The sequence below is a fragment of the Streptomyces sp. NPDC012827 genome (assembly GCF_042900905.1).
In the GTDB taxonomy this organism is placed as follows: Bacteria; Actinomycetota; Actinomycetes; order Streptomycetales; family Streptomycetaceae; genus Streptomyces; species Streptomyces gulbargensis.
On sequence record NZ_JBIBBY010000001.1, the window covers coordinates 74,878 to 87,402 of the forward strand.

At 72.0% G+C, this 12,525-nt stretch carries 12 protein-coding genes; 5 read left to right on the forward strand and 7 right to left on the reverse strand.

Translation table 11 applies throughout. From position 1 onward, the window contains the following. Positions 1–123: 123 nt before the first annotated feature. Genes ACFY60_RS00300 through ACFY60_RS00325 form a run of 6 tightly spaced genes read right to left on the reverse strand, consistent with a single transcriptional unit; the run spans position 124 to position 7,301 of the window. Positions 124–1,542, reverse strand: coding sequence for an NAD(P)/FAD-dependent oxidoreductase (locus ACFY60_RS00300; protein ID WP_388608057.1), 1,419 nt, complete (start codon positions 1,540–1,542; stop codon positions 124–126). Between the two features lie 36 nt (positions 1,543–1,578). Next, entirely contained in the window at positions 1,579–2,376 is a 798-nt protein-coding gene (locus ACFY60_RS00305; protein WP_388608055.1) for an ABC transporter permease, read from the reverse strand. Continuing rightward, positions 2,376–3,302: an ABC transporter permease gene (locus ACFY60_RS00310; RefSeq protein ID WP_388608053.1), complete on the reverse strand. Its 927-nt coding sequence runs from the start codon at positions 3,300–3,302 to the stop codon at positions 2,376–2,378. The genes ACFY60_RS00305 and ACFY60_RS00310 overlap by 1 nt, the downstream gene beginning before the upstream one ends. Next, the gene (locus ACFY60_RS00315; RefSeq protein ID WP_388608051.1) at positions 3,299–4,447 is read right to left on the reverse strand and encodes an ABC transporter ATP-binding protein; all 1,149 of its coding nucleotides are present in this window, start codon (positions 4,445–4,447) and stop codon (positions 3,299–3,301) included. The genes ACFY60_RS00310 and ACFY60_RS00315 overlap by 4 nt, the downstream gene beginning before the upstream one ends. 43 nt (positions 4,448–4,490) lie before the next feature. After that, a complete protein-coding gene (locus ACFY60_RS00320) occupies positions 4,491–5,738 on the reverse strand; it encodes a PotD/PotF family extracellular solute-binding protein (protein ID WP_388608049.1) in 1,248 nt (415 codons plus the stop codon). 48 nt (positions 5,739–5,786) lie between these two features. Beyond that, entirely contained in the window at positions 5,787–7,301 is a 1,515-nt protein-coding gene (locus tag ACFY60_RS00325) for a gamma-aminobutyraldehyde dehydrogenase (protein ID WP_388608047.1), read from the reverse strand. A 175-nt stretch (positions 7,302–7,476) separates the two neighbouring features. Here ACFY60_RS00325 and ACFY60_RS00330 point away from each other — a divergent pair, with 175 nt between their 5' ends. Then, positions 7,477–8,031: an NADAR family protein gene (locus tag ACFY60_RS00330; RefSeq protein WP_388608046.1), complete on the forward strand. Its 555-nt coding sequence runs from the start codon at positions 7,477–7,479 to the stop codon at positions 8,029–8,031. A gap of 120 nt (positions 8,032–8,151) precedes the next feature. Here the strand turns inward: ACFY60_RS00330 and ACFY60_RS00335 are convergent, their stop codons facing one another. Next, positions 8,152–8,775 (reverse strand): DUF4190 domain-containing protein, encoded by a 624-nt coding sequence (locus ACFY60_RS00335; protein WP_388608044.1) that lies wholly within the window; start codon positions 8,773–8,775, stop codon positions 8,152–8,154. A gap of 75 nt (positions 8,776–8,850) precedes the next feature. On the opposite strand from ACFY60_RS00335, the gene ACFY60_RS00340 reads away from it, so the two are divergent. From ACFY60_RS00340 to ACFY60_RS00355, 4 genes are read left to right on the forward strand one after another with little or no spacing between them, the layout of a single operon-like run. Next, positions 8,851–9,906 carry an adenosine deaminase gene (locus tag ACFY60_RS00340; protein WP_388608043.1) on the forward strand — a complete coding sequence of 352 codons (1,056 nt, stop codon included), beginning with the start codon at positions 8,851–8,853 and terminating at the stop codon, positions 9,904–9,906. Positions 9,907–9,924: 18 nt separating this feature from the next. Next, positions 9,925–10,611, forward strand: coding sequence for a glycerophosphodiester phosphodiesterase (locus tag ACFY60_RS00345; RefSeq protein ID WP_388608041.1), 687 nt, complete (start codon positions 9,925–9,927; stop codon positions 10,609–10,611). A gap of 2 nt (positions 10,612–10,613) precedes the next feature. Further along, the gene (locus ACFY60_RS00350) at positions 10,614–11,786 is read left to right on the forward strand and encodes a sensor histidine kinase (RefSeq protein WP_388608039.1); all 1,173 of its coding nucleotides are present in this window, start codon (positions 10,614–10,616) and stop codon (positions 11,784–11,786) included. Continuing rightward, complete coding sequence (locus ACFY60_RS00355) at positions 11,783–12,484, forward strand: response regulator (RefSeq protein ID WP_388608037.1); 702 nt, start codon at positions 11,783–11,785, stop codon at positions 12,482–12,484. The genes ACFY60_RS00350 and ACFY60_RS00355 overlap by 4 nt, the downstream gene beginning before the upstream one ends. Positions 12,485–12,525: the final 41 nt, after the last annotated feature.

The following is a 12,525-nucleotide window of genomic DNA, read 5'->3' on the forward strand; positions in this document are numbered from 1 at the left end:
CGCAGCGTTCTCCTCTCCGTGCGGACACGGTGTCCGCACGGAGAGAGCGGGCCGGGCGGCCGCTCTTACGCGACATCACCCACCTGTGTCATGTGACCTGAGTCACATGACCTGCCCGGGGGGTCAGCTGTCGAAGCCGAGGCCCAGGCGGTCCATCGCCTTCAGCCACAGGTTGCGCCGGCCGCCGTTGGCGTCGGCGCGGGCGAGGGACCACTTCGTGAGGCCGATCCCGGCCCAGGCGATCGGTTCGGGCGGGAACGGCAGCGGCTTGGAGCGGACCATCGACAGCTCCGTCCGCTCGGTGCGCTCGCCGGAGAGCAGGTCGAGCATCACCTCGGCACCGAAGCGGGTGGCGCCGACGCCGAGGCCGGTGAACCCGGCCGCGTACGCCACCCTGCCCTGGTGGGCGGTGCCGAAGAAGGCGGAGAAGCGCGAGCAGGTGTCGATGGCGCCGCCCCAGGCGTGGCTGAACCGGAGCCCCTCCAGCTGCGGGAAGCAGGTGAAGAAGTGCTGGGCCAGCTTGAGGTACGTCTCGGGGCGGTGGTCCATCTCGGCGGCCACCTTGCCGCCGAAGCGGTACACCGCGTCGTAACCGCCCCACAGGATGCGGTGGTCGGCGGTGATGCGAAAGTAGTGGAACTGGTTGGCGGAGTCGCCGAGGCCCTGCCGGTTCTTCCAGCCGACCGAGGCGAGCTGCTCGGGGCTGAGCGGTTCGGTCATGAGGGCGTAGTCGTAGACCGGGACGGTGTAGTGCCGCACCCGCTTGACCAGGGACGGGAAGACGTTGGTGCCCAGGGCGACCCGCCGGGCGGCGACCCTGCCGTACGGGGTGCGGACGGCCATGCCGCCGCCCGCGGGCACCAGGTCGAGCCCGGGGGTGTTCTCGAAGATCCGCACGCCCAGGTCGAGGCAGGCGCGCTTGAGGCCCCAGGCCAGCCTGGCCGGGTGGAGCATGGCGACGCCGCGCCGGTCCCAGAGGCCGGCGAGGAAGGTCGGGGAGTCGACCTCGGCCCGTACGGCGTCCCGGTCCAGGAGCTCGAGGCCGTCGGCGAGGCCGAGCCGGTCGGCCTCCTCGTACCACTGGTGGAGTTCCTCGGTCTGGTGCGGTTCGGTGGCGACGTCGATCTCCCCGGTGCGCTCGAAGTCGCAGTCCAGGGAGTAGCGGGCGACGGCCTCCTCGATGGCGTCGAGGTTGGCCTCGCCCATGCGCTCCAGCTTCGGCAGCTCGCCGGGCCAGCGGGCCAGTCCGTTGCCGAAGCCGTGGGTGAGGGAGGCGGCGCAGAAGCCGCCGTTGCGGCCCGAGGCGGCCCAGCCCACCTCGCGGCCCTCGATGAGCACGACGTCCCGGGAGGGGTCCCGCTCCTTGGCGAGGAGCGCGGTCCACAGTCCGCTGTAGCCGCCGCCGACGACGAGGAGGTCGCACTTCTCGGTGCCGGTGAGGGCGGGCAGGGCGCCGGGCTTGCCGGGGTCTTCCAGCCAGAAGGGGACGGGCTGGGCGTCGGAGAGAGATTGTGCAGCGAGACGCATGGCGACTGGGGCCATGGTTTCCAACTCCTTCGGTGCCTGACCGGCTGCCGGTCAGGCCGTTGCGGTCTTCTTGCGCCGGTTCGCGATGAGCTGGCCGGTCACGACGATCAGTACCGCCAGGACGAACATGGCGGTGCCGATGACGTTGATCTGAACGGGGGTTCCGCGCTGTGCCGAGCCCCAGACGAACATGGGGAAGGTCACGGTGGACGGGCCCGCGTTGAAGTTGGTGATGATGAAGTCGTCGAACGAGAGCGCGAAGGCCAGGAGGCCGCCGGCGGCGATGCCGGGCGCGGCGATCGGCAGGGTGACCCTCAGGAAGGTCTGCGCGGGCCCCGCGTAGAGGTCGCGCGCGGCTTCCTCCAGGCGCGGGTCCATGGACATGATCCGTGCCTTGACCGCCGTCACCACGAACGACAGGCAGAACATGATGTGGGCGATGAGGACGGTGAGGAAGCCGAGCTGGACACCCATGTTGAGGAAGAGGGTGAGGAGCGAGGCGGCCATGACGACCTCGGGCATCGCCATCGGCAGGAAGATCAGCGAGTTGATCGCGCCGCGGGCCCGGAAGCGGTAGCGGACGAGCGCGAAGGCGATCATCGTGCCGAGGAGGACCGCCCCGAGCGTGGCCCAGGCGGCCAGCTGGAGGGAGAGCGTCAGCGACCGGCACAGGTCGGCGACGCCGCACGGATCCTTCCAGGCGTCGGTGGAGAACCGCTGCCAGGAGTAGTTGAAGCGCCCGTTCGGCCGGTTGAACGAGAAGATCATGACCACGACGTTCGGCAGGATCATGTACGCGAGCGTCAGCAGGCCGGCGACGACGACGAGGTTCTTGCGGAGCCAGCGCATCAGACCAGGTCCTCCGTTCCCGCCTTGCGGATGTAGACGGTGACCATGAGCAGCACGATCGCCATGAGGATGAAGGACAGGGCGGCGGCGGTCGGGTAGTCGAGGACGCGGAGGAACTGCGACTGGATGACGTTGCCGACCATCTTGGTGTCGGTGGAGCCGAGCAGCTCGGCGTTGACGTAGTCGCCGCTCGCCGGGATGAAGGTGAGCAGGGTGCCGGAGACCACGCCGGGCATCGACAGCGGGAAGGTCACCTTGCGGAAGGTGGTCGCCGGGGAGGCGTACAGGTCCCGCGCCGCCTCGTGCAGCCGGGTGTCGATCCGCTCCAGGGAGGTGTAGAGGGGGAGGATCATGAACGGCAGGAAGTTGTACGTGAGGCCGCAGACGACCGCCATCGGGGTGGCGAGGACGCGGTCGCCCTCGGTCCAGCCGAGCCAGCTCGTCACGTCGAGGACGTGCAGGGCGCCCAGCGCGTCCACCACGAGGCTGTCGTCGGCCAGGATCGTCTTCCAGGCCAGCGTCCGGATGAGGAAGCTGGTGAAGAAGGGCGCGATGACGAGGACGAGGAGCAGGTTGCGCCAGCGGCCGGCCTTGAAGGCGATGAGGTACGCGAGCGGGTAGCCGAGCAGCAGACAGAGCAGGGTCGCGGTCCCGGCGTACAGCAGGGAGCGGACGAACTGCGGCCAGTACTCCTGGAAGGCGTCCCAGTAGGTCCGGAAGTGCCAGGTGACCTGGAAGCCCTGTTCCAGGGAGCCGGTCTGCACGGAGGTCGAGGCCTGGTAGACCATCGGCAGCGCGAAGAAGACGAGCAGCCAGACGATGCCGGGCAGCAGCAGCCAGTAGGGGACGAGCCGTCTGCGGGTGGCGGGCCTGCGCGGCACCGGCCCGTCCACCGGCGGCGCCCCGGTCGTCGGCGTGGCGCTCACAGCGCGTCCTCCACCGTCTCCACGCCCGCGTCGATGTCCTGGTCGGCGTCGAGGCCGAAGGTGTGGGCGGGGTTCCAGTGCAGGACGACCTCGGTGCCGGGGAGGAGTCCGGCGCGCCGCTCGACGTTCTGTTCGTACACCTGGAGCTCGGCGCCGGCCGGCGAGTTCACCACGTACTGGGTGGAGACACCGATGAACGAGGAGTCGGCGATCCGTCCGGTGACCCGGTTGCGGGCCGCGCCGATCTCCCCCGCGTCGTCGGCGTGCGCGAGCGAGATCTTCTCGGGGCGGACGCCGACGAGGAGCTTGCCGCCCTTGCGGACGGTGGAGGGACAGCGGTCGGCGGGCACCCGGAGCCGCCCGCCGCCGGCCGTGACGAGCACGTCGGCGCCGGTGTCCAGGACGTCGGCCTCGATGAGGTTGGAGGTGCCGAGGAAGTTGGCGACGAAGGTGGTGCGCGGGTTCTCGTACAGGTCGGCGGGGGCGCCGAGCTGCTCGACGCGGCCGCCGTTCATCACCGCGACCTGGTCGGCCATGGTCATGGCCTCCTCCTGGTCGTGGGTGACGTGCACGAAGGTGATGCCGACCTCGGTCTGGATGCGCTTGAGCTCCAGCTGCATCTGGCGGCGCAGTTTGAGGTCGAGGGCTCCGAGCGGCTCGTCGAGGAGGAGCACCTGCGGGTGGTTGATGAGGGCGCGGGCCACGGCGACGCGCTGCTGCTGGCCGCCGGAGAGCTGGTGCGGCTTGTGCGTGGCCTTGTCGCCGAGCTGGACGAGTTCCAGCATGTCGTCGACCTGCTTCTTCACCGACTTGATGCCGCGCCGGCGCAGACCGAAGGCGATGTTCTCGGAGATGTCCATGTGCGGGAAGAGCGCGTAGGACTGGAAGACGGTGTTGACCGGCCGCTTGTAGGGCGGCAGGTCGGTGACGTCCGTGTCGCCGAGGAAGACGCTGCCGGTGCTGGGGTCCTCCAGACCGGCGATCATGCGCAGGGTGGTGGTCTTGCCGCAGCCGGAGGCGCCGAGGAGGGCGAAGAAGGAGCCCTGGGGGACGGTCAGGTCGAGCGGGTGGACGGCGGTGAAGGAGCCGTAGGTCTTGCTGATGCCGGTGAGACGGACGTCGCCGCCGGTGGTGGTGTCGGTCATGGGTGGTGGTCCCGGTCGGTGAGAGGGGTGGACGACGACTGCCTCAGGCGCCGATGAGCTTGGCGAACTTCTCCTCGTACGCGGTCTCCTCGGCGCTGCTGAGCGAGCGGAAGGCGCGGGACTTCCTGGCCATGGCCTTGTCGGGGAGGATCAGCGGGTTGTCCGCCAGTTCGGGGTCGATCTTGGCGAGTTCGTCCTTCACCCCGTCGACGGGGCAGACGTAGTTGATGTACGCGGCGAGCCGGGCGGCGACGGGCAGCTCGTAGTAGTGGTCGATGAGCTTCTCGGCGTTGGTCTTGTGGCGGGCCTGCGCGGGGACGAGCAGGTTGTCGCTGGAGGTGATGTAGCCGGCCGCGGGGATGGCGAACCTGATGTCGGGGTTGTCCGCCTGGAGCTGGATGACGTCACCGGCCCAGGCCAGACAGGCCGCGAGGTCGCCCTTGTCGAGGTCGGAGGTGTAGTCGTTGCCGGTGAAGCGGCGGATCTGCTTCTTGTCGACGGCCTTCTGGAGGCGGCCGACGGCCGCGTCGAAGTCGGCGTCGGTGAAGCTGCCGGGGTCCTTGCCCATGTCGATGAGGGTCATGCCGACGGAGTCGCGCATCTCGGTGAGGAAGCCGACGCGGCCCTTGAGGGAGGGGTCGTCGAGGAGCTGGCTGACCGAGTCGACCTTCTTCCCGCCGGTCGCCTTGGCGTTGTAGGCGATGACGGTGGAGATGCCGGTCCACGGGTACGAGTAGGCGCGGCCCGGGTCCCAGTCGGGGCTGCGGAACTGGGCCGAGAGGTTGGCGTAGGCGTGCGGGAGGTTCGAGGGGTCGAGCTTCTGGGCCCAGCCGAGCCGGATGATGCGGGCGGCCAGCCAGTCGGTGACGCAGATCAGGTCGCGGCCGGTGTCCTGGCCGGCCGCGAGCTGCGGCTTGATCTTGCCGAAGAACTCGACGTTGTCGTTGATGTCCTCGGTGTACTTGACCTTGATCCCGGTGCGTTCCGTGAACGCCTCCAGGGTGGGGCGGGTCTTCTCGTCCTCGCTCACGTCCATGTACTCGGTCCAGTTGGAGAAGGCGAGGGTCTTCTCCTTGGCCGAGAAGTCGGTGGAGGCGGGGCCCTGGCCCTCGCGCTTGGCCGGCGGGATGCCGCAGGCGGCGAGGGTGGTGAGGCCGCCGGCGGTGAGCGCGCCGACACCGCCCGCGCGCAGCAGCGAACGGCGGCTGAGGGCGCCCCGGCCGTTCGTGAGGCTGCGCCGCACCGCCGCGCGCTGCGCGGCGGACAGGCTGTCGGGCTCGTACTGCTCCATGCGCTGTGCCCTTTCGGGATGGTTCGCCGCTGGTCGGGCGGCGGGCTGCTATCGGTCCCCGAAGATCGTGCGGTGCCAGTCCTTGGCGGCCACCGCCGTGTTGTCGTACATCACGTGCTTGACCTGCGTGTACTCCTCGAAGGAGTACACCGACATGTCCTTTCCGAAGCCCGAGGCCCGGTATCCGCCGTGGGGCATCTCGCTGATGATCGGGATGTGGTCGTTGACCCAGACGCAGCCGGCCTTGATCTCGCGGGTGGCCCGGCCCGCCCGGTAGACGTCGCGGCTCCAGGCGGAGGCGGCGAGGCCGTAGGGGGTGTCGTTGGCGAGCCGGATGCCCTCGTCGTCGCTGTCGAAGGGCAGGGCCACCAGGACCGGACCGAAGATCTCCGAGCGGACGACCTCGCTGTCCTGCGCGGCGCCGGTGATCAGGGTCGGTCGATAGTACGCACCGTCCTTGAGGTCTCCGCCGGGAGCCTCGCCGCCGGTGACGACGGTGGCGTAGCCGCGGGCGCGCTCGACGAAGCCGGCGACCCGGTCGCGCTGGGCGTGGCTGATGAGCGGGCCGAGGTCGGTGGTGGGGTCGAAGGGGTCGCCGAGACGGACGGTCTCCATGAGTGTGGCGACGCGGGCGACGAAGGCGTCGAAGAGGGGCCGCTGGACGTAGGCGCGGGTGGCGGCGGTGCAGTCCTGGCCGGTGTTGATGAGGGAGGCGGCGACGGCGCCGTGGGCCGCGGCCTCCAGGTCGGCGTCGTCGAAGACGACGAAGGGGGCCTTCCCGCCGAGTTCGAGGTGGAGGCGCTTGACGGTGGCGGTGGCGATCTCGGCGACCCGCTTGCCGACGGCGGTGGAGCCGGTGAAGGAGGTCATGGCGACGGACGGGTGGCCGACGAGGTGTTCTCCGGCGGTGCGGCCGGCGCCGGTGACGATGTTGACGACGCCGTCGGGGAGGCCGGCGGCGGTGGCCGCCTCGGCGAACATGAGGGAGGTGAGCGGGGTGAGCTCGGCCGGTTTGAGGACGATGGTGTTGCCGGCCGCGACGGCCGGGAGGATCTTCCAGGCGGCCATCTGGAGGGGGTAGTTCCAGGGGGCGATGGAGCCGATGACGCCGATGGGCTCGCGCCGTACGTAGGAGGTGTGGTCGCCGCTGTACTCGCCGGCGGACTGGCCCTGGAGGTGGCGGGCGGCCCCGGCGAAGAAGGCGGTGTTGTCGACGGTGCCGGGCACGTCGAACTCGGTGGTGAGCTTGAGGGGCTTGCCGCACTGGAGGGATTCCACGCGGGCGAAGTCCTCGGCCCGTTCGGCGAGGACGCCGGCGAGCCGGTGGAGGGCCTCCGCGCGTTCGCCGGGGGTGGCGCCCGCCCAGGCGGGGAGGGCCGCCTCGGCGGCGGCGACGGCGGCGTCCACGTCGGCGGTGGAGGCGAGCGCGTAGGTGAGGACGCTCTCCCCCGTCGCCGGATCGATCACGTGGTGGTCCTGACCCGAGGTCCCGTGGCGCGGTCGCCCGCCGATGTACTGCGCGCCGTCCGCGAAGCGGTCCGTCACCTGGAAGCGGTTGCCCATGACGCTCTCCGTTGTTCCAGCTCGAATTGAGTGCCGATCCTGACAGAGGCTTGTCGGCCCAACAAGTGATTCCGTTGTTGCCTTTTGGTTACGCGACGGAATCGGTCGACCATGTGTCGAGGCCTCCGGAGAATCTCCGTACGGAGTGTCCGTGGCGCCTGCCAGACTCGCGTGCATGACCATGATCGATGAGCTGACACAGCAGGTCAGCAGGGGTGAGCGGGTGAAGTGGCTGCACTTCTGGGGCCACCGTCCGCACCCGGACGGGCGGCTCTCGGCGAGCTGCCTGAGCCAGTGGTGGCCGGCGCCGTTCACCGTGGACGGGGTGGAGTACGCGACCGCCGAGCACTGGATGATGGCCGCCAAGGCCCGTCTCTTCGGCGACGCCGCGGCCGAGCGGGCCGTGCGGGCCGCCGCCACCCCGGCGGAGGCGAAGAACGCGGGCCGCCTGGTACGGGACTTCGACGAGGCGGTCTGGGAGCGGGAACGCTTCGGGATCGTCGTCGCGGGCAGCGTCCACAAGTTCTCCTCGGACGAGGCCCTGCGCGGTTTCCTTCTCTCCACCGGCACCCGCGTCCTGGTGGAGGCGAGCCCGCTGGACCGGATCTGGGGCATCGGGCTCGCGGCCGACGACCCGCGCGCCCACGACCCGGCCCGCTGGCGCGGCCTCAACCTGCTCGGCTTCGCCCTGATGGAGGCCCGCGACCGGCTGCGCGCGGCGGCCGGGTGACACCGGCTGCCCGCGCGCGGCCTGCCGGGAACGCCTCCCGCGGGGCGGCCGTCAGGCCGGTCCCCCGCCGCGTGGCCGCCGGGCCGGCCCTCCTGCCGGCTGACCGTCGGGCCGGTGGTCCTACCGGGTGGCCGTCAGGCTGGTGGCGAACGGGTTCTCGTCGCCACCGGACGACGAGGTGTCCTGGGAGAGCGACCAGATGAGGAAGCCCAGGAAGGCCCCGCTGATCACGATGCCGATCGAGCCGAGGATGACACCGGCGAGCGCCATGCCGCGGTTCGTGGCCTCGCCCCGGTTGGCCTTCTTCATGCCGATGACGCCGAAGACGAGGGCCATGACGCCGAGGACGACACCGAGGCCCCAGAAGCAGAAACCGGCCACGGCGATGATGCCGAGGATCATGGCCGTGATGCCCATGCCGTTGGAGGGCGTGGCGCCCCAGCCCGGCTGCGTGCCGTACCCGTAGGAGGGCGGGTAGCCGTACGACGGCCCGGGCGGCGCGGCGGGAGCCGGGGCCGGGTAGCCGTAGGCGCCGGGTGTGGCCGCCGGGCCGCCGGGGGCGACCGGAGGCGGCGGGACGTCGGCGGCGGGTCCGCCCGCGGACGGCATGGACGTGACGGTCGGCTGGTCGTGGACCGGTGACGTGGCCGAGCCCTTGCTCAGTTCCACCCCGTCGCGGTTCGGCGGAGCCCACGGGTCCGCCGGGTCGAAGCCGCCCGGCTGCTGGTGTCGGTTGTCAGACATGGGCCTCCCCCATCGTGGTCATGTCATGCTACGGCCTCCCCCGTACGGGGGAACCGACCGGCCTACGATGACCGGATGACCGATCTGCGCCCCGGCCTCCGCCCGGATCTCCACCCCTTCATCGCCGGCCTGCCCAAGGCCGAACTGCACGTCCACCACGTCGGCTCCGCCTCCCCCCGGATCGTCGCCGAACTCGCCGCCCGGCACCCGGACTCCAAGGTCCCCACCGACCCGGAGGCGCTGGCCGACTACTTCACCTTCACGGACTTCGCCCACTTCATCGAGGTCTACCTGTCGGTCGTGGACCTGGTCCGCACCCCGGAGGACGTGCGGCTGCTGACCTTCGAGGTGGCCCGGGACATGGCCCGGCAGAACATCCGGTACGCCGAGCTGACCGTCACCCCCTACTCCTCCACCCGGCGCGGCATCGACGAGCGGGCCTTCATGGAGGCGATCGAGGACGCCCGCAAGGCGGCCGAGGCCGAGTTCGGCACGGTCCTGCGCTGGTGCTTCGACATCCCCGGCGAGGCCGGCCTGGAGGCCGCCGAGGAGACCGCGCGGCTCGCCACCACGGACGGCATCCGCCCGGAGGGCCTGGTCTCCTTCGGCCTGGGCGGCCCCGAGATCGGCGTGCCGCGCCCCCAGTTCAAGCCCTACTTCGACCGGGCCCGGGCGGCCGGCCTGCGCTCCGTCCCGCACGCGGGTGAGACGACCGGCCCCGGGACGGTCTGGGACGCGCTGCGCGAGCTCGGCGCCGAACGCATCGGCCACGGCACCAGCTCGGTGGAGGACCCGGCGCTCCTGGCCCACCTGGCCGAGCACCGGATCGCCCTGGAGGTCTGCCCGACCTCCAACATCGCCACCCGGGCCGTCGCCACCCTGGACGAGCACCCGATCCGGGCCATGGCCGACGCCGGGGTACTGGTGACGGTCAACAGCGACGACCCGCCGATGTTCGGCACCGACCTCAACAGCGAGTACGCGGTCGCCGCCCGGCTCCTCGGCCTGGACGAGCGCGGTGTCGCCGCCCTGGCCAGGAACGCCGTGGAGGCCTCCTTCCTCGATCCGGCCGGCAAGGCCCGGCTCGCCGCCGAGATCGACGCCTACACCGAGGCCTGGCTCGCCCGCTGAGGCACCGACAATGGGCTCATGCGCCCTGTCACTGTCGTAGGTCATCGCGGCGACCCGTACCGCGTCCGTGAGAACACGCTCCCCTCGATCGCCTCCGCGATCGAGCGGGGCGCGGACGCCGTCGAGGTCGACGTCCGGCTCACCGCGGACGGGGTGCCCGTCCTCCTCCACGACGACACGCTGAAGCGGCTGTGGCGGCACGAACTGCCGCTCGCCTCCCTCCCGTACGCGCGGCTGCGCGAGCTGACGAACGGCGGGGTGCCGACCCTGCGCGAGGCGCTGGTGGTGGCGGGGTCGCACCGGCTGATGCTGGATCTGCCGGGCGGCGACGAGCGGTCGGTCCGCACGGTCGTCGGCACGGTCCGCGAGTGCGGGGCCGCCGAGCGCGTCTACTACTGCGCGGGGGCGGTCGCCATGCTCCAGGTGCGGGCGGCCGACCCGGACGCCGAGATCGCCCTCACCTGGACCTCGCTCGCCCCGCCCCGGCCGGTGCTGCTCGACGCGGTCCGCCCGAAGTGGCTCAACTACCGCTTCGGGCTGATCAGCCGGCCGCTGACCGACCGGATCCACCGGGACGGCCTGCTCGTCTCGGCGTGGACGGCCGACACCCGGCGCACCATGCGCCGGCTGATCGCCGCCGGGGCCGACTCCCTCACCACCAACCGGGTCGACGCGCTCGCCGCCGTCCTGCGCGAGGGCCGGTAGGCGTGCGGACACGGGGGGAGGTCCGCGACCGGTGGGCGCGGGCGCGGACCTGGGGCGCCGCCAACCCGTGGGCGGTGGACGCCGGGCTCGCCCTGCTCGTGCAGGCCGCGATGACGATGCCGTTCGTGGTGCCGCGCCCCGCGCACCTGGAGCCGGCGACGTGGAGCGCGTACGGCCTGATGACGCTCACCGTGCTGCCGCTGGTGGCCCGTCGGCGGGCGCCGATGGCGGTGCTGTGCGCGGTGCTGGCGACGAGCGCCCTGTACACGCTGGCCGTGGACGGTCCGGGTCAGCCTCTGCCGTACACCGGGCTCGTCGCCGTGTACACGATCGCCGTGCTCTCGGTGGTCTGGAAGCGTCTGGTGACCGCCGCGGTCCTGGTGGTGGCGGTGCCGGTCTCGGTGTGGCTGAACACCCGGTCGGCGCGTGAGCTGACCTTCTCCCTCTTCGTGTTCGGTGCCGCGTACGTCCTCGGCCGGCTCACCGCCGCCCGGCAGCGCGCCCAGGTGGTCGAGGCCGAGCGGGCCGCCGCGCGCGAACGGGCCCGGATCGCCCGGGAGATGCACGACGTCCTCTCGCACGCGGTGAGCCTGATGGTCGTCCAGGCGGAGGCCGGACCGGTCGCGGTACGGGCGGCGCCGGAGCGGGCCGAGGCCGCGTTCGAGGCGATCTCGGAGACGGGCCGGGAGGCGATGGTCCAGCTGCGGCGGATGCTGGGCGTGCTGCGGGAGGACCCCGGCGCGGGCGGGCCGCCGCGCGCTCCGCAGCCGGACCTCGGCGAGCTGCCCGCCCTGCTCGACCGGGTGCGGGCCGGCGGCCTCGGCGTCGTGTACGAGACCTCCGGCGGGGTGCGGGCGCTGCCCTCCTCGGTCGGTTCCACGGTCTACCGGATCGTGCAGGAGGCCCTGACCAACGTGGTCCGGCACGCCGGGGCCCGTACCGCGAGCGTCCGCCTCGACCACGCGGACGGCCGGCTGACGGTGCTCGTCCGGGACGACGGGCGCGGGCCCCGCACCCCCGCCGCCGCGCCGGTCACCGGTCACGGTCTGGTCGGCATCCGGGAGCGGGCCGCCGCGCACGGCGGGAGCGTGTCGGCGGGCCCGGGGCCGGGCGGACGCGGGTTCGAGGTGCGGGTGCTGCTGCCCGTACCCTCCACGGCGGAGGTGGGGTCGTGACGATCCGTGTGGTGGTGGCCGACGACCAGGAACTGGTGCGCGGCGGCTTCGCGATGATCCTGGAGGCGCAGCCGGACATCGAGGTGGTGGCGGAGGCCGGCGACGGCGCGGCGGCGCTCGCGGCGGTGCGGGCGCACGCGCCCGACGTGGCGCTGCTCGACATCCGGATGCCGCGCGTGGACGGCATCGAGGCCTGCCGGGCGATCGTCGCGGAGTCCGCCTGCCGGACGGTGATGCTGACGACCTTCGACACGGACGCGTACGTGTACGAGGCGCTGCACGCGGGCGCGAGCGGCTTCCTCCTGAAGGACGTGCGGCGCGACGACCTGGTGCACGCGGTCCGGGTGGTGGCGGCGGGCGACTCGCTGCTCGCGCCGTCCGTGGCGCGGCGGCTCGTGGAGCAGTACACGTCCGGCGGGCCGCGCCGGACGGAACCGGACCCGCGCCTCGGCGTCCTGACGGGGCGGGAGCGGGAGACGCTGCTGCTCCTCGCCCGTGGTCTGTCGAACGCGGAGATCGCGGCGGAACTGGTGGTGAGCGAGCACACCGTGAAGACGCACGTGGGCAACGTGCTGGCCAAACTGGGCCTGCGGGACCGGGTGCAGGCGGTCATCTGCGCGTACGAGACGGGCCTGGTCGCGGCGGGCGCTCCCCCGGCCGGGGGAAGCGCGGGGGTGGTTCCTCCCCCGTGGGGCTGAGGAACCGGTACGGCAAGGCCGCCGGTGCGGGCGATCCGCGC